15 protein-coding genes, 2 tRNA genes and 1 other RNA gene are annotated in these 15,596 nt (G+C 68.5%); 12 read left to right on the forward strand and 6 right to left on the reverse strand.

Going from position 1 to position 15,596, the window contains the following annotated elements; genetic code table 11:
• Positions 1-119: 119 nt before the first annotated feature.
• The 3 genes from ACOGI4_RS03060 to xseA all read right to left on the reverse strand — a co-directional run bounded on the left by ACOGI4_RS03060 (position 120) and on the right by xseA (position 4,073).
• The gene (locus tag ACOGI4_RS03060) at positions 120-2,189 is read right to left on the reverse strand and encodes a S9 family peptidase (RefSeq protein ID WP_419842467.1); all 2,070 of its coding nucleotides are present in this window, start codon (positions 2,187-2,189) and stop codon (positions 120-122) included.
• A gap of 226 nt (positions 2,190-2,415) precedes the next feature.
• Positions 2,416-2,664: an exodeoxyribonuclease VII small subunit gene (xseB, locus tag ACOGI4_RS03065; protein WP_419842468.1), complete on the reverse strand. Its 249-nt coding sequence runs from the start codon at positions 2,662-2,664 to the stop codon at positions 2,416-2,418.
• Positions 2,661-4,073: an exodeoxyribonuclease VII large subunit gene (xseA, locus tag ACOGI4_RS03070; RefSeq protein ID WP_419842469.1), complete on the reverse strand. Its 1,413-nt coding sequence runs from the start codon at positions 4,071-4,073 to the stop codon at positions 2,661-2,663. The genes xseB and xseA overlap by 4 nt, the downstream gene beginning before the upstream one ends.
• A 95-nt stretch (positions 4,074-4,168) precedes the next feature.
• On the opposite strand from xseA, the gene ACOGI4_RS03075 reads away from it, so the two are divergent.
• The 3 genes from ACOGI4_RS03075 to ACOGI4_RS03085 all read left to right on the forward strand — a co-directional run bounded on the left by ACOGI4_RS03075 (position 4,169) and on the right by ACOGI4_RS03085 (position 4,833).
• Positions 4,169-4,259: transfer RNA gene (locus ACOGI4_RS03075), tRNA-Ser, on the forward strand.
• A gap of 51 nt (positions 4,260-4,310) precedes the next feature.
• The gene (locus ACOGI4_RS03080) at positions 4,311-4,532 is read left to right on the forward strand and encodes a hypothetical protein (protein WP_419842470.1); all 222 of its coding nucleotides are present in this window, start codon (positions 4,311-4,313) and stop codon (positions 4,530-4,532) included.
• Complete coding sequence (locus tag ACOGI4_RS03085; protein WP_419842471.1) at positions 4,519-4,833, forward strand: type II toxin-antitoxin system PemK/MazF family toxin; 315 nt, start codon at positions 4,519-4,521, stop codon at positions 4,831-4,833. Before ACOGI4_RS03080 ends, ACOGI4_RS03085 begins: the two co-directional genes overlap by 14 nt.
• 65 nt (positions 4,834-4,898) lie before the next feature.
• Here the strand turns inward: ACOGI4_RS03085 and tadA are convergent, their stop codons facing one another.
• From tadA to ffs, 3 genes are all read right to left on the reverse strand, one after another.
• Positions 4,899-5,345 (reverse strand): tRNA adenosine(34) deaminase TadA, encoded by a 447-nt coding sequence (gene tadA, locus ACOGI4_RS03090; protein WP_419842472.1) that lies wholly within the window; start codon positions 5,343-5,345, stop codon positions 4,899-4,901.
• Positions 5,346-5,421: 76 nt separating this feature from the next.
• Positions 5,422-5,510, reverse strand: a tRNA-Ser gene (locus tag ACOGI4_RS03095).
• 27 nt (positions 5,511-5,537) lie between these two features.
• Positions 5,538-5,636: signal recognition particle sRNA small type (gene ffs / locus ACOGI4_RS03100), an RNA gene on the reverse strand.
• Positions 5,637-5,750: 114 nt separating this feature from the next.
• Here ffs and dnaX point away from each other — a divergent pair.
• The 9 genes from dnaX (at position 5,751) to ACOGI4_RS03145 (ending at position 15,595) form a co-directional block, all read left to right on the forward strand.
• Positions 5,751-7,490, forward strand: a complete 1,740-nt coding sequence (gene dnaX, locus ACOGI4_RS03105) for a DNA polymerase III subunit gamma/tau (protein WP_419842473.1) — start codon at positions 5,751-5,753, stop codon at positions 7,488-7,490.
• A gap of 34 nt (positions 7,491-7,524) precedes the next feature.
• The gene (recR, locus tag ACOGI4_RS03110; RefSeq protein WP_419842474.1) at positions 7,525-8,124 is read left to right on the forward strand and encodes a recombination mediator RecR; all 600 of its coding nucleotides are present in this window, start codon (positions 7,525-7,527) and stop codon (positions 8,122-8,124) included.
• Positions 8,125-8,203: 79 nt separating this feature from the next.
• Positions 8,204-8,629, forward strand: coding sequence for a hypothetical protein (locus ACOGI4_RS03115; protein WP_419842475.1), 426 nt, complete (start codon positions 8,204-8,206; stop codon positions 8,627-8,629).
• A gap of 99 nt (positions 8,630-8,728) precedes the next feature.
• Complete coding sequence (ccrA, locus tag ACOGI4_RS03120) at positions 8,729-10,102, forward strand: crotonyl-CoA carboxylase/reductase (RefSeq protein WP_419842476.1); 1,374 nt, start codon at positions 8,729-8,731, stop codon at positions 10,100-10,102.
• A complete protein-coding gene (gene mce / locus ACOGI4_RS03125; protein ID WP_419842477.1) occupies positions 10,099-10,500 on the forward strand; it encodes a methylmalonyl-CoA epimerase in 402 nt (133 codons plus the stop codon). Before ccrA ends, mce begins: the two co-directional genes overlap by 4 nt.
• Before the next feature lie 66 nt (positions 10,501-10,566).
• On the forward strand, positions 10,567-11,673 hold the full coding sequence (locus ACOGI4_RS03130; protein WP_419842478.1) for a BMP family ABC transporter substrate-binding protein: 1,107 nt from the start codon (positions 10,567-10,569) through the stop codon (positions 11,671-11,673).
• A 60-nt stretch (positions 11,674-11,733) separates the two neighbouring features.
• Positions 11,734-12,885 (forward strand): ABC transporter permease, encoded by a 1,152-nt coding sequence (locus ACOGI4_RS03135; protein ID WP_419842479.1) that lies wholly within the window; start codon positions 11,734-11,736, stop codon positions 12,883-12,885.
• On the forward strand, positions 12,882-13,919 hold the full coding sequence (locus ACOGI4_RS03140) for an ABC transporter permease (RefSeq protein ID WP_419842480.1): 1,038 nt from the start codon (positions 12,882-12,884) through the stop codon (positions 13,917-13,919). The genes ACOGI4_RS03135 and ACOGI4_RS03140 overlap by 4 nt, the downstream gene beginning before the upstream one ends.
• Entirely contained in the window at positions 13,919-15,595 is a 1,677-nt protein-coding gene (locus ACOGI4_RS03145) for an ABC transporter ATP-binding protein (protein ID WP_419842481.1), read from the forward strand. Before ACOGI4_RS03140 ends, ACOGI4_RS03145 begins: the two co-directional genes overlap by 1 nt.
• Position 15,596: the final 1 nt, after the last annotated feature.

Consider the following 15,596-nt stretch of genomic DNA (forward strand, 5'->3'; position numbering starts at 1 on the left):
ATGACCAAGAGCGCCGTCTGTATGCGACGTGGCGGAACCCGGAGGGGCTGATCCGGCCGGTGGGCTGCCCGGGCAGGCGGACTTGCACCGCCGATCGCGTGAACGCGGCCTAGCGCCAGCTATGGAGAGGCGGCGCGCACCTCGACGCGTGCGATGTCGCCCGCAGGCTCGAAGTTCAGCATCTGGCCGAGGAACGACAGCTCGGCTTCCAGTGCGGCCACGATGTTAGGTCCGCGCCGGAACCCGTGGCCCTCGCCTTCGAACAACACGTAAGCGTGAGGCACGCCGGCTTCGGCCAAGGCCGCCACGACCCGCTCGGACTGGCTCTGTGGCACCACGCGATCCTCGGTGCCCGCCAGCACGATCATCGGCGTTCGCAACCGGTCGACGCGCCCGAGCGGTGATCGCTCCCGGTACAGATCGGCTTGCTGGGGCCACGGGCCGATCAGTCCGTCCAAGTACCGGGCCTCGAACTTGTGGGTGTCCCGTGCGAGCGCTTCGAGGTCCGCGACCCCGTAGCGCGAGATACCGGCCGCGAACACGTCGCTGCCCGTGAGCGCGCACAACGTGGTGTAGCCGCCCGCCGAACCGCCCTTGATGACGAGGCGACGGCGGTTCGCTCGGCCCGTCGCGGCGAGGTGGAGAGCCGCCGCAATGCAGTCTTGGGTGTCTACAACGCCCCACTGGCCGCGGAGCAGATTGCGGTAGGCAGTGCCGTAGCCGGTGCTGCCGCCGTAGTTCACATCCACGACCGCGATGCCTCGAGTAGTCCAGTACTGGATGCCCAAGTCCAGCGAGCTGCGTGCGGCGCCCGTAGGGCCGCCGTGGCTGAGCACGACGAGTGGCGGCGGGCTCTGGGACTGGTCTGCGACGGCTGAGTTGGCGGGCGGGAAGTAGAACGCGTGCGCCTCACGCCCTCCTTCGTTGCGGAAGGAGATGGCTTCGGGGGCCGAGGTGTCGGCCGGTGCCAGCACCGCAGACTCGTCCGCGCTGAGCCGACGGTGCGAGCCGTCCGACACGATCTCCACGACGGCGGCGCGGCGCGTCCACGAGGCGGCCACCGTGACGACCGATCCGCGGTCGGTGGTAGCGAGCCGTCCGAAGTCGGTGAACCCGCTCGGGATCTCCTCCAAGCGCCCATCGCGGGCGGTCCCGAGGTGCCCGATGCCGCCCGACATCCACGTACACCACAGCGTGCCGTCCTGGTCCCACCCGTAGGTGGACTGCGCGAAGACCCATGCCGGAAGGCCGAACTCGCGGCCACTCGCCGGCGCTGCCGATGCGTCATTGAGCACCGGTTCGGTGGTGCCAGCATCGGTGTCGACGCGGTGGATCGACCACCAGCCGCCGACGTCGGTGACGACGTGCAACGCATTGTCCTGACTCCAGGCTGGCTGCGTCAGGGCCGCACTGTCGCACAGCACCCGATCGCTGCCGGCGACCGGCGCGCCGTCACGGAGATCGACCAGATGCAAGCGGGTGTGATCCCACGGCATGTTCGGGTGATCCCAGCTGAGGTACGCCAGCCGGGTGCCGTCGGGCGAGGGCCGAGGCGATGAGTAGAAGTCCGCGCCGCTTGCCACAACGCTGACCTCACCGTCCAGGCGGACGGCGACCAGCTCATTGCGCGGCTCGCGCGCCGCGGCCTCATGGGTTTCGCGCACCCAGAAGGTGACACGTTCGACGACGTCTGCGGCCGCGCCCCCCGGCGCTGTTGGCAGCAGCACCGGATCGGCGTAGCGCAGGTCCACCGACGACTCAGGCGACGGCGTCACGACTCGCGGCGCGTCACCGCCCGTCACGTCGAACAGACGGACCCGATGGTCGGTCATGCAGCTGCCCAGCACGAAGTGACGCCCGTCGGCCGCTGCGAACGGCAGCCAGGCGCCTCCCCCGTACTCGTGCGCAGCAGTGCGGATGTCCGCTTCGGCGGTATGGGGAACGTCGTTGGGCACTGCTTGGGGATTGTCGAGCGGTACGCGGACCACGGCGCCGCGCCCGCGGTCGCCGGGTCGTTCCTCCACCCAGTAGGCCCAATCACCCACGATGCGCGCCTCGCTGCGCCGCACGGCGCCCGCAGCGACATCTGCGGCGTGCAGCGGAGACGGCCAAGCACCGTAGGGCGTGCCCTCGGAATCACCGCCGGAGCTGCCGCTCGATACTGCAGTTTCGCGGGAATCCGACGACACCCGGCATGGCATCGCTTGACAAGGCGGCGAAGAGGTCATAAGTTATGTGTCAATATCGAAGTACGGCCGAGGCAGTTCACCGTCGATGGGTGCCGAAGCCGGCTGAGCGTGCGCTCCGGGTTTTCCACCGGCCCGTGATGCGCAAGTGGACCGGGGGAGCGCCCACCAACTCCCTCGGTCCACACCTGTCTGCGCTGAGATGGTCCGCCTCGGCGCGCGTCGCGCGTCATCGGTCCGCCGCACCAAGGCCCGAGGCAGCCGGTCCGTGCTGTGCCAGAATTTCTTGTACCGAGAGCTCGGTGGCACGCAAGCGTCGTTTGCAGTGTGTGATCAGCAGCGCGGCCCGCTCCACCTGAGATGCCAGCGTGTCGATGTCGAGGCTGTCGTCTTCGAGACGGGCCAGGATCGACTCCAGCTCAGCCATGGATTCGGCGTACCCCCCGAGTTCGCTGTCTTCTGCTGCAGTTGCGGTCATGGAATGCCTCTCTCCCGCGTCGTGAGTCTTGCGTCGCCAGTCGGTTCCGGCGGCGTCGCATGCACCGCGCTTGCGAACGTGGCCGACGCAGTCTGGGTGATGACGATGTCTCCGACCCGAGGCATCTCGCGCACGACGGCGCCGTCGAGCGTTCGCGTGATGGTGAAGCCGCGGGCTAAGGTTCGCTGCGGTGCCATCGCTGCCACGACAGCCGCTGCTGAGTCCAGTCGAGCACGCGCATCGGCTGTGTGCCGCACGGCCAGGTGACCCAGTGCGCCGCCGGCCGACCTCAGCCGGGAGCGCGCCCCGGCGAGGTGCTGCTGTGCCCGGTGCGCCAGCAGCAGTTCTGCTTGGTTCAGCAGTGCGCGAGGTCTGGCTGCGCGCCGCTCGGCGAGCAGTCGGAGCTGACTGCCCGCCGCTTCCAAGCGTGCGACGGCCGTGGCTGCGCGGGCGCGGGCGGTTCTGTCCACTTCGCGAGCGGCCCGGTCCAAGCGCGCCTCGAAAGCGGTGACACGGGCGACGAGCTGGGCGGCGCAAGCAGTCGGCGTCTTGGCCGACGTGTGCGCGACCTGATCGGCCACCGAGGAGTCGGTCTCGTGACCGATGCCGCAGAACACCGGCAGCCGGCACCGTGCGATGGCCTTGGCCACGCTGGCGAGGTCGAACACCAGCAAGTCGTTGCGGTCGCCGCCGCCGCGCACGAGAGCAATCACGTCGATGTCGAGCGTGTTGAGTGTCCCCAAAGCCGCGATCAGGTCCGTTTCAGCAGTGATGCCCTGTACCCGGGCGTCGCACAACAGCATCTCGAAGGCGTAGCCGCTGGAGGCCAGCTCGTGGACGAAGTCGGCGTGGGCCGCGCTGCGGGCAGCGGTGATGAGGCCGATGCGCAGCGGCACTGCCGCCACCGGCACCGCAGCGTTGCGCCGAAGCAGCCCAGTCGCCTCCAGCTCGGCGAGTGTGCGTGCGCGTTCGGCGGCCAGGGCACCCAGCGTGAAGTGCGGGTCGACGCCGCTCATCACGAGCTGCACCTGCCCTCTGCCTGGGTAGTACTCGACAGCGGCGCGAATCCGCACCTCGATGCCGTCGGCCAGCGTCAGCCCTCCCGCTGCGGCGAGGTCGCGGTCGACTTGACGCTGGCTGTTCCGAAATAACGCCACCTGCATGCGGGCGCTGCGCCGGCTGCTGCGAGCACCCGGTTCGGCGAGGCTGAAGTAGATGTGGCCGCTCGCCGCTTTCGAGCAGCCGACGATCTCTCCGCGGATCCAGACCTCTGTCGGGAAGGCGTGCGCGATGGTGTCGCCCACGGCGGCAGCCAGCGCCGTCACCGACCACGTGTGGCCAGCCTCGCCCGCTGGGCCTGCGGCGACGGCGACTCTCTGGTCGGCAACTCGGTCAACTGCTCTGGTCACGGTCCTGAGGCTGTCACGGATGCTCCCTCGACGCGGGCGATTTGCAGCTCGACGGTTCCAAAGAGCGTCGGGAAGGCGTCGATAGGGTGCGCTGTGGAAGGTTGCCAGAGCGGACGAATGGGGCGGTCTCGAAAACCGTTGTGGCCCGTCGGGTCACCGTGGGTTCGAATCCCACACCTTCCGCCACTCGACGTGACGCCTTGCAGCCCGCACGGTGCCACGAGTATACTCAATGGTATGTCCAGTGCAACTACCATCAAGGTGTCCGTGCGTAATCGTGACGCCTTGCGTCAACTCGCAGATCGTGAAGGACTCACGCTTGACGCGCAGATCGCCCGGCTGATTCAGCGGGAACGCCGCCGCCTCCTCGGCGCACAGCTCGCGAGTTCCCCGCTTGACGACGCCGATCGCGCCGTGGTGGACGCGTCAGCGAGCGATGTCGCCGATGCGAGCCGGTGACGTCGTCCAGTGTGATTTCGGGACGCCCGCGAGGGGCGAGCCGGGGTTCGTCCGACCGGCTGTCGTGGTCACGGCCGACGAGGTGCTTGAGTTTGGTCAACACGCCGTCGTCGTGGTGCCGTGCACCTCCCGTCGACGCGGCTGGCTGAGCGAGATCGAAATCGCCGGCTTCGGAGTAGCCCAAGCACACCTGCCCACCACCGTCAGCGTCGACCGCATCGTCGAGTCGACGGGGACGAACATCGGACCAGTGGCGCTCCGCCAGATTCGAGAACTCCTCGCCGACCTGCTCGGCCTGTGATGCGGTGGCGGGTTGGTGTGAACCGGCTGCGCAGAAGCCTCTGTCGTCCGCGCGCCGGCGCGGCGTCATCGACGGCTTCTGAAGAACTCGCTGAGCAGCGCGCCGCACTCTGCTTCGCGCACACCGCCCGCGACGTCGCAGTTGTGGCTGAGTCGCGGATCCACCAGCAGGTTGTACAGCGTCGACGCTGCGCCGGCCTTCGGGTCATAGGCCCCGAACACCACTCGTGCGACTCGCGCCGACAGTGCAGCGCCGGCGCACATCGGGCACGGCTCGAGCGTCGTGGCCAGCGTGGCGCCGCCGAGCCGCCAATCGCCGATCGCCGCAGCGGCATCGCGCAGGGCCAAAATCTCCGCGTGCGCAGTGGGGTCGTTGCGGGTCTCGCGTTCGTTGTGGCGCGCAGCGATCAACTCGCCGTCCACGATCACCGCCGCGCCGACGGGCACCTCGCCTGCAGCCTCAGCCCGCCGTGCCTGTTCCAGCGCCGCTTCGATAGCTGCTTCGTCGGTCATGGCGTCGGCGCGGCCTCAGCGGACTGCAGGCTGGCCGAGGCGCGACCCGGTTGCGCTCGACGCGGAGACCGAGCTGCGGAGAGTGTGGGATTCGAACCCACGGAGGCCGATGAAAGCCTCACACGCTTTCCAAGCGAGCCCATTCGTCCACTCTGGCAACTCTCCGACAACTCACGTGTCGCCGTCTGGCGAGGCGGCCAGGCGATCTGCGGCACACCACGAGGTCCGCTGAGAGCTGCTGCCTCCCGGCCCTGACTCGGTTCACGGGTCGCCGTTGCACAGGACCCGGCCGCCACGTCAGACGGCGACACGTCCCGCACGATAACCGCGAAGGCGCCAAATTCGTCACGCAGCAGGGCGCGTGCGTCGTGGAGTTCCTCCTCGGTCGCTTAGGCTCGCCACGAGATGCCGCACCAGTCGCTCTACCGGAGGTTCCGTCCGCAGCGGTTCGCGGAAGTGGTCGGACAGCCCCACTTGGTGCGGGCCTTGCGCAACGCCGTGAGCCACGACCGTGTCGGGCACGCGTACCTGCTGAGCGGCCCACGCGGCACCGGCAAGACGTCCACCGCCCGCATTATGGCCAAAGCGCTCAACTGCGGCGAACTCACCGCCGACGGGGAGCCGTGCGACAGCTGCGACAGCTGCCGTGCTATTGCAGCCGGCACCTCGATGGACCTCATCGAGCTCGACGCTGCGTCCAACAACTCGGTGAACCACATCCGCGACATGACCGAGAAGGCGGCGCTGGTGAGCGCCGGGCGCCGCAAGGTGTATCTGCTCGACGAAGTGCACATGCTGTCCGCGGCTGCCTCCAATGCGCTGCTCAAGACCTTGGAAGAACCGCCGGCACACGTCGTGTTCATCTTGGCGACCACCGACCCGAACAAGGTGCTGTCGACCATCCGCAGCCGTACCCAGCAGTTCGAGCTCTCGCTGGTCGGCGCCGAGGAGATGGCACCTCACGTGCGGGCCGTTGCCGAGGCAGCCGGGGTGCCGCTCGACGACGCCGTGGTGAGCTACGTGACCGAACGCGGTGCCGGTTCGGTGCGGGATGCTCTCTCCGCGCTCGACACGGTGCTGGCAGCCGGAGGCATTCCGGACGACCGCACCGATGTGCATGCGCTGGTGCAAGCACTGGCCGCAGCGGACCTGACAGCGCTGCTGATCGCTGTGTCGGAGGCCACAGCGGCGGGCGTGGATGCCCGCGACCTCGCCGAGCGAACGGCCCGCCGACTGCGCGACATGTTCTTGATCGGCGCCGGGGTCGAGCCCGTCGAGCTGCCTCGGGCCGAGATCGACTCGGCACGCGAGCTGAGCAACGCGATGGGGCGACGCGCCAACGTTCGAGCGCTCGAAGCTCTGGGCGCAGCATTGGCGCAGATGCCCCAGTCCGCTGATCGTCGCCTCATGCTGGAGACAGCGCTGCTGGGGCTGCTCGCCGACGATGTGCTGGGCGGAGCAGCAGCTCCCCTTGCGGCTTCGGGCTCTGGCGCGCCGGCATCCGGCACCGCTGCTTCCGGTCCGTCAGCCGCACGCGCTGCAATAGCCGCGACGCAAGCGCCGCCGTCACTCGACCCGCCCGGCCGCACTCCCGCCGGCTATCCTGCTGCTGGCCCTCCGGCTGCTGGCTCTCTTGCTGACAGGCCGACCGCCTCCGGCTCGCCCGCTCCGCCGCCGCTGCCCGATGCAGGTCTCGACACCTCTGCGGACGCAGCGACGCCCGCAGACGTGCAGCACATCTGGGAGTCCCAGGTCGTGGCCCAGCTGCGTCCGCTTGCGGCGGGCATGTTCCGCGAGGCGACGGTGCTGGCTCACGAGAGCAACGTGGTGACCATCCGGCTCAGCAACGGCGTGCCGCTGGAACCGGCGCGGCGCCGAGCCAACGAGGCAGAAGCGATCTTGTCAACGCTGCTCGACCAGACCGTGCGTGTCGAGATCGCTGATGCAGCGAGCGAAGCCACCGTCCCGTCGAGCGCCGCCGCGCAGCGGCCGACCGCGGCAAACACTGTGGCGGACGCAGCTTCCCTGCCGCCGACACGGTCGCAGCCGCAGCCGCAGCCGCAGTCGAATGACGAGAAATTCCAGATGGTCATGAACCGCTGGCCCGACTCGAAGGTGTTCTCCGCTGACCCGGGCGCGAGCTGACCGCTTCGGCTGAACCGCGGCGGCAGGGACTGACGTGTACGACGACTCCGTCGAGGAGCTGATCGACGAGCTCAGCCGTCTGCCCGGGATCGGACCGAAGGGCGCGCAGCGCATTGTCTTCTGGCTGCTGAAGCGGCCCGCGGCCGATGCCCACCGACTGGCAACAGCCATCACCGCGGCTAAGGATCGGGTGGGCTGGTGCAGCCTCTGCTGGAACCTCAGCGAGACCGATCCGTGCTCCATCTGTGCCGACCCGGCCCGTGGCAACGGGACGATCTGCGTAGTGGAAGAGCCTCGCGACGTGATTGCGATGGACAAGGCAGGCTTCCGAGGCCGGTACCACGTGCTGGGCGGCGCGCTGAACCCGCTGGAGGGCATCGGGCCTGAGCAACTGCGGATCCGTGAGCTGCTCGCCCGTCTCGACAGCGAGGCGGTCACTGAGTTGATCGTCTGCACAAACCCGAACATCGAAGGTGACACCACGGCGATGTTCCTCGCCCGCCAGCTCGCACCGCTCGGCGTGCAGGTGACCCGTCTCGCCAGCGGACTGCCCGTCGGGGGCGATCTTGAGTACGCCGACGAGCTGACCCTTGAGCGAGCGCTCCGCCACCGCCGGGCCCTCGAGAGCAGCTAAATCGCTGGACCTCCCTGCGGGCGCTGCCTACGGTCTCGATGCACTTCCCGGTGGCCTGCACCGCATTCGCAGGAGCGCCATGGCCGCCGTCGATCCTCACCAGCCGACAAGCCACGGGCCGACAGCCGAACCGTCGGCGCCGGCGTTTCCGACCCTGCCGGTTGCCGTGTTTCGTCCATCGCCTGCCGAGCGCGTCCTGGTAGCGGGTCCGCGCCATGCCCGGGCACTGTGCCTGAGCGCCGGGGCGCCCCCGAACGGCGTCGCTGCAGTGTTCGTGGACCCGTGCGGTGCGCTGGTGGCGATCGCTACGGCGCCTGCGGCCGTCGTCACCGCAATGCTGGCCGACCCGGCGCCGTTTGCCAAGATGGCCGAGCTGCTCGCAGCAAGCCGCGTCTACCTGGAAGTCCCAGCCGCGCAGTCGCGCGCGGTGGGCGCCGCCGTAGGTGCCGTGCTGCGGCCGCTGTGCATCGCGACTGAGCTGCTCGCGCGGCTCGAGCCGGCTTGAGCGAATGCTCGCCAGGGCATCACAAGCCGCAGCCTCCTCGCCGGCACCGGTGCCGCGCGGTCTCGGTGCGGCACAGCTGCACGGTTAGCGTTCGGTCCCGTGAAGCAGTTCGCCGATGCCATCGCTGCCGGGGTGTCCGGTGCCGAACTCGAAGCCATGCCGATCCCTGAGAGCTTTCGCGCCGCGTACGTGCGCCGCGACGAGCAGACGATATTCGAAGGGCGGGCCTCGGCCGACAAGGACCCCCGCGAGGCACTGCACATCGGCGAGGTCGCCACACCCGAGTTGGCACCCGACGAGGTGTACCTGGCGATCATGGCCAGCTCGATCAACTTCAACACGGTCTGGACCTCGATCTTCGAGCCGCTGCCCACGTTCGGCTTCTTGGACCGGCTCGGCCGCGAAAGCCGTTGGGGTGCCCGCCACGCGCTCGACTACCACGTCTTGGGCTCAGATGCCTCCGGCGTGGTGCTGCGGTGCGGCTCCGCCGTGCGCAACTGGCGGCCCGGAGACCGCGTCGTCGTGCACTGCAACTACGTCGACGATCAAGACCCCGCCGCGCACGAGGACTCGATGATGGCCTCCAACCAGCGCATCTGGGGCTTCGAGAGCAACTTCGGGGGTTTGGCCGACCTGTCGATCGTGAAGGCGAATCAGCTGATGCCCAAGCCGGCGCATCTCAGCTGGGAAGAAGCGGCCGTGAACGCGCTGTGCGCCTCCACGTCGTACCGGATGCTGGTCGGTGACAACGCTGCTCGTATGAAGCAGGGTGACTCGGTGCTCATCTGGGGCGCTTCGGGCGGCCTCGGCGGTTACGCCTGCCAGCTGGTGCTCAACGGCGGCGGGGTGCCCGTGGCCGTGGTCAGCTCGCCCGACAAAGCAGAGCTGCTGCACGAGCTGGGCGTGGCGCACGTGATCGACCGCAGCGCCGAGAACTACCGATTCTGGAGCGATGCCCACACCCAAGACGAGCGGGAATGGCGCCGGCTCGGCAAAGAGGTGCGCCGTCTCATCGGTGACGATCCGGACATCGTGTTCGAGCATCCGGGACGGTCCACCATGGGCGCGTCGGTGTTCGTGGCCAAACGCGGCGGCAAGATCGTGACCTGCGCCGCCACCACCGGCTACATGATCGAGTACGACAACCGGCACCTGTGGATGCGGCTGAAGCAGATCGTGTCGAGCCATTTCGCGAACTACGCCGAGGCGTGGGAGATGAACCGGCTCATCGACCAAGGCCGAATTCAGCCGATCCTGTCGAAGACGTACACACTGGACGAGACGGGCCTCGCAGCTTGGCAGGTGCATCGCAACCTGCACGAGGGCAAGCTCGGCGTGCTGTGCTTGGCCGACCAGCCGGGGCAAGGCATCACCGATCCCGACAAGCGCGAGCGGATCGGCCCGGAGCGCATCACGCTGTTCGCGCGCCACGCCGCAGCGCTAGAAGCCAAGTCCGCGCAGGGAGATCGATGATTCTGACCGAGATCGACCACGTGGCCATTGCCGTGAACGACCTCGACGCTGCCGTGGCGTACTACGTCGAGGCGTTCGGTGCGGATGTCGCGCACCGCGAGACCGTCGAGTCCGACGGCGTCGAAGAGGCGCTGATCAAGGTGGCAGACAGCTACATCCAGCTCACCGCTGCTACTCGGCCCGACTCGCCCATCGCGAAGTTCCTCGAGCGGCGAGGTGAGGGCCTGCACCATGTCGGCTACCGGGTGGACGACTGCGCCGCCGCTCTGGCTGCCATGGTCGAAGCGGGTGCTGTGCCGATCGATGCTGCGCCCCGGCCGGGTTCGCGGGGCACGACAGTGGCGTTCGTCCATCCGAAGGGCAACTTGGGCACCTTGGTCGAGCTCGTCGAGGAATAGGCTCCCGCCACAGGCCATGGGCTGCACAGAGTGTTCTTGCATGCCTGCGCTCACGAGAGGATTCAGATGACCGGCTTCATCAGACGCAGTGCGATCTTGTTGGCTGTGACGGCGCTGTTCGCCGCAGCATGCGGGAACGGCGACGAGCCTGCAGCAACGACTGCTGCGGCACCGGCGACGACGGAGGCGCAAGAACCGTCGGCCGACGTTGCCCGAGGCGACATGGACGATGCGCCAGAACCCGACGCCGATCCGTTCACGATCGGTCTCGTCACCGACACGGGCAAGGTGGACGACAAGAGCTTCAACCAGTCGGCATGGGAAGGCGCTCAGCAGGCGGCCGCCGCGCTCGGCGTCGAAGCCCGCTACATCGAGACCGAGGCGGCGAAGGACTACGAGAACAACATCAACCTGTTCGTCGAAGACGATGCCGACGTCATCATCACCGTCGGCTTCGGCCTCGCCGATGCCACTATCGCCGCTGCCCAAGCGAACCCCGAGATCTACTTCATCGGCGTCGACCAGTTCCAAGGCGAAGTGATGCCGAACTTGGCCGGGCTGATCTTCCCCGAGGACAAGTCCGGTTTCTTGGCCGGTGCGCTGGCGGGCATGCTCACTGAGACCAACAAGGTAGGCGCGGTGCTGGGCACCGATCTGGTGCCGCCAGTGGTGGCCTTCAAGGAAGGCTGGGAGCACGGCGCGCGCTATACGAATCCAGATGTGGAGACCATCAGCACGTATCACCCCGGCGGGCTCGATGTTGCCTTCGGCGATCCGGACTGGGGCGCGACCACTGCTCGCCAAGCGCTGGACCAAGGCGCCGACGTCATCTTCGGCGCCGGCGGCACGACTGGCAACGGAGCGTTGATCGAGATCGCGTCACAGGAAGGCGCGTACTGCGTCGGCGTCGACACCGACCAGTGGAACACGGTGCCTGAGGCGCAGCCGTGTCTGGTGACGAGCGCCATGAAGCTCATCACGCCAGGCGTCGCCGACCTGATCGAAGCAGCGCACGGTGGCAGCTTCCCGGGCGGCAACTTCGTTGGCGAGGTCGGCTTGGCGCCGTTCCACGACTTTGAAGGCGTCGTCACCGACGAGATGCGAGCCACGCTGGCCTCGGTGCTGGCCGGCTTGAACGACGGCAGCATCCCCACCGGATACCCGCCGAGCTGACAACAGCCCACCGGCTGAGGCGAGCGGTTCGCCGTGGGTCGGCGGGTGCCTCACACGGTCGTGAGCGCGCCCACTGGTTCGCCGACACCCATCGAGGACGGCGACCCGGTCGCTGAACCAGACGGGCCTGAATTCGCCCGGCAACGCCTGCGGAGGTGGCTGGGTGCTGCTGCGGTGCCCGTGGTGTCGGTCGCGCTCGGGCTGGCGTTGGGCGCGCTGCTCATCGCGGTGCAGGGCCATTCGGTGGTGAATGCGTACGGTGCGCTGATCGCCGGCGGTGCTGGCGATGCGGACGCGCTGTTGCGCACGCTGCACAAGGCGACACCGCTCATCTTCGGCGGCCTGGCCGTGGCGTTCGCCTTCAAGGCCGGCCTGTTCAACATCGGCGGGCAGGGGCAGCTGTTGGTCGGCGCAGCGTTCGCTGCTGCTGTGGGTTTCGGCCTCGAAGGTCTGCCGACAGCGGTCCATCTGCCGCTCGCGCTGGCGGCCGGCGCTGCCGCGGGTGCTGTGTGGGGTGCCGTTGCGGGCGTGCTCAAGGCCACCTCGGGTGCGCACGAGGTGATCGTCACCATCATGTTGAACTTCGTCGCCGGCAACCTGACCGACTGGCTGGCTGCGAACCCTTGGCGGGACCAGTCCGGCAGCAACATCATCGCACGCACGCCGCCCATTCAGCCCTCTGCTGAGCTTCCCGCATGGGGCTGGCTGCCCGCAGGGTTCGTGCTCGCGGTCATCGCGGCGTTCGCCTGCTGGTTCGCAGTGGAGCGCACCACCTACGGCTTCGAAGTGCGCAGCGTCGGCGCCAATCGGCACGCGGCTCGCTACGCCGGGATGTCGGTGGGCTGGATCATGGCCTCCTCGATGGCCGTCGCGGGGTTGCTGGCAGGGATCGGCGGTGCCGTCGAATCGCTGGGCGTGGACGGGCGCTTCGAAGCAGGGTTCAACGTGGGTCTCGGCTTCGAAGGCATCACGATTGCGCTGTTGGCGCGCACGAACCCGATTGCCGTCATCCCCGCGGGCCTGCTGGTGGGCTTGATGCAGGCGGGTGCAGCCAAGATGCAATTCGAATCGGGAGTGGCGCCCGAGATCATCGACGTGATCCAGGCGCTGATCCTGTTGTTCGTGGCGGCACCGCTGATCGTGCGGTGGATGCTGCGGCTGCGAGCCGGCGACGACCGCCGCTTGACGCTCGGCGCGGGCTGGGGCCGGTGACCCCGTCGACGAGCGCTGGCGCTGCAGGCTCGGGCATGCAGCGCAAGCGTGCGAAACAGGTCTGGCTCTGGTCAGCAGCAGCGGCGCTGGCGGCGGTCGTGTGGGGCTTCTACGTATGGGATGGCGCTCAGACCACCGCCGTGCTGTCGGGCACGGTGCGGTCGGCGACGCTGCTTGTGCTCGGCGCCATGTGCGGGTTGATCGGCGAGCGCTCGGGCATCGTGAACATCGGCATCGAAGGGCAGTTCTTGATGTCGGCGTTCACCGCGTTCACCGCTGCCTCGATGTCCGGCTCGCTGTTGGTGGGGGTCGCGGCGGGGGTGAGCACTGGCTTGGCTATGGGCTGGATGCTGGCCGCCATGGCGGTGGGACTGCGTACCGATCAGATCATCGCCGGCGCGGTGCTGAACATCGCTGCGCTGGGTCTCACGTCGTTCTTCTACGACCGCGGCCGCTCGCTCGGCCAGCTGAAGTATCAGCCGATCGAACTCGGGCCGCTGGCGGAGCTGCCGGTCGTGGGCACGGCGCTGTTCGACCGCCCGCCGCTGACGTATCTGACATTGGTGCTGGTCGTGGTGCTGCACGTGGCGTTGCTGCGCTCGGTCTGGGGCATGCGTACCACCGCGATCGGGGAGCATCCGGGCGCAGCGGCGACCGTGGGCATCGACGTGATCAGGCTGCGCTATGTGAACGTGACGCTGGCAGGCGGACTCGCAGGCCTCGGCGGTGCCTATCTGGCGCTAGAGGCAGTGGGCACGTTCACTCGGGCCATGTCGGGCGGCAGGGGCTTCTTGGCGCTGGCGGTGATGATCTTCGGGCGGCGCACCCCGCTGGGGGCGTACGCGGCGGCACTGTTCTTCGGCTTCACGACCGCATTGCAGAACCAGTTCCAGCTCAACGACTCGTTCGACATCCCCCCGCAGTTCGTGGGCATGCTGCCGTTCGTGGTCACGATCGTCGTGGTGGCCTCAGCGGGCCTGCTGGGGCGCATGCGCGACCCGGCGGCGCTGGGCCAGCCCTACGAGGTCCGCTGATGACCGACGGCTGCGAGGTGCTGCTGGCCGGCCGCGGCGTCACCAAGCGGTTCGGTCCGGTCGTGGCCAACGACGACGTGTCGATGGAGCTGCGACCGGGGCGGATCCTCGCGTTGCTGGGCGAGAACGGCGCCGGCAAGAGCACGTTGGTGAACGTGTTGTTCGGTTTGCACCGACCGGATGCGGGCGAGGTGGTGATGGCCGACGAGTCGGTCGAGCTGTCGGGTCCGCAGGATGCCATTGCGCGAGGTGTCGGCATGGTGCACCAGCACTTCCAGCTGGTGCCGCCCATGAGCGTGGTACGCAACATCGTGCTGGGCGCGGAGCCGCGCCGGATGGGGATGATCGATCTTGCTCGGGCCCGGCGCCGAGTGCTGGAGCTGGCCGAGCAGTTCGGCCTGCACGTCGACCCTGATGCCACGGTGGAGGATCTGCCGGTGGGCGCACAGCAGCGGGTGGAGATTCTCAAGGCGCTGTACCGCGATGCTCGGGTGCTGATCGCTGACGAGCCGACTGCCGTCCTCACTCCCCAAGAGACCGATCACTTGCTGAGCGTGCTTCGCGGTTTGACCGAAGACGGTGTCGGCATCGTGTTCATCACGCACAAGCTGCGCGAGGTCATGGCTGCGGCTGACGACATCGTCGTGCTGCGCGAGGGGCGGGTGGTAGCCACGACGGTGCCCGCGCAGACCAGCGAGGCAACCTTGGCCGAGCTGATGGTGGGCCGCGCGGTCGATCTCCGAGGTGATCGGCTTGGGTCCGGCGCGGCGGGCGGTGCCGCTCCCGTTGCCGCGAAGGGTGTTGACGACCAGAACGCCAAGGCCGAGCCCAGCACAGCTTCGCCGCCGGTGCTGGGTGCCGCAGCGGTGCCGGACGAGCCGGCAGTTCCCGACAGCCCAGTCGCGCCGAATGCTCCGGTGGTGCTCGAGGTCGAGGGGTTGTGCGTGGACGACGACCGCAGTCAGCGTGCTGTCGACGGGTTGTCGCTCGCCGTGCACGCCGGCGAGATCGTCGGGGTAGCGGGTGTGGAGGGCAACGGCCAGCGAGAGCTCGTGGAGGCCGTCACCGGCTTGCGGCACGTGGCGTCGGGCACGGTGTCGATCAGCGGACGCGATGCTTCGGGCGCCCGACCGCGGCAGGTCGCGGTCATGGGCGTGGGGCACATCCCTGAGGATCGGGCCAAGCACGGCCTGATCGGCTCGTACTCGGTGGCCGACAACACGGTGCTGAACCGCTACTTCCGGCGACCGTTCGCCGTGGGCGGCCTGTTACGCCGCGACCGCATCGATGCACACGCCGCGGAGGTGGTGGCCGCCTTCGACGTGCGCACGCCCAGCGTCGAGCTGCCCGCGGACAGCCTGTCGGGTGGGAACAAGCAAAAGCTCGTGGTGGGCCGGGAGTTCTCCGATGACATCGAATTGCTGATCGCCGCGCAGCCCACGCGCGGGATCGACATCGGCGCGATCGAGTTCATCTGGCGCCGCATCCGCGAGCGGCGCGACAACGGCACCGCCGTGCTGCTGGTGTCTGCCGAACTCGACGAAGTGCTGGCGCTGAGCGACCGGGTGGCCGTCATGTACGAAGGCCGCATCGTGGCCACCGTCGACCCCCTCGCCACCACACGAGAGGAGATCGGCCTCCTCATGGCTGGCGCCACCCCCGCCGGCGCGGCCTAGC

This window comes from Candidatus Poriferisodalis sp., assembly GCF_965205175.1.
GTDB lineage: Bacteria > Actinomycetota > Acidimicrobiia > Acidimicrobiales > Poriferisodalaceae > Poriferisodalis.

Coding starts and splice junctions, on each gene's coding strand:
- xseB (WP_419842468.1), bottom strand. CDS start 2,664: ATGACCGCAACTGCAGCAGAAGACAGCGAACTCGGGGGGTACGCCGAA.
- ACOGI4_RS03080 (WP_419842470.1), top strand. CDS start 4,311: ATGTCCAGTGCAACTACCATCAAGGTGTCCGTGCGTAATCGTGACGCC.
- ACOGI4_RS03085 (WP_419842471.1), top strand. CDS start 4,519: ATGCGAGCCGGTGACGTCGTCCAGTGTGATTTCGGGACGCCCGCGAGG.
- tadA (WP_419842472.1), bottom strand. CDS start 5,345: ATGACCGACGAAGCAGCTATCGAAGCGGCGCTGGAACAGGCACGGCGG.
- dnaX (WP_419842473.1), top strand. CDS start 5,751: ATGCCGCACCAGTCGCTCTACCGGAGGTTCCGTCCGCAGCGGTTCGCG.
- ACOGI4_RS03115 (WP_419842475.1), top strand. CDS start 8,204: ATGGCCGCCGTCGATCCTCACCAGCCGACAAGCCACGGGCCGACAGCC.
- mce (WP_419842477.1), top strand. CDS start 10,099: ATGATTCTGACCGAGATCGACCACGTGGCCATTGCCGTGAACGACCTC.
- ACOGI4_RS03130 (WP_419842478.1), top strand. CDS start 10,567: ATGACCGGCTTCATCAGACGCAGTGCGATCTTGTTGGCTGTGACGGCG.
- ACOGI4_RS03145 (WP_419842481.1), top strand. CDS start 13,919: ATGACCGACGGCTGCGAGGTGCTGCTGGCCGGCCGCGGCGTCACCAAG.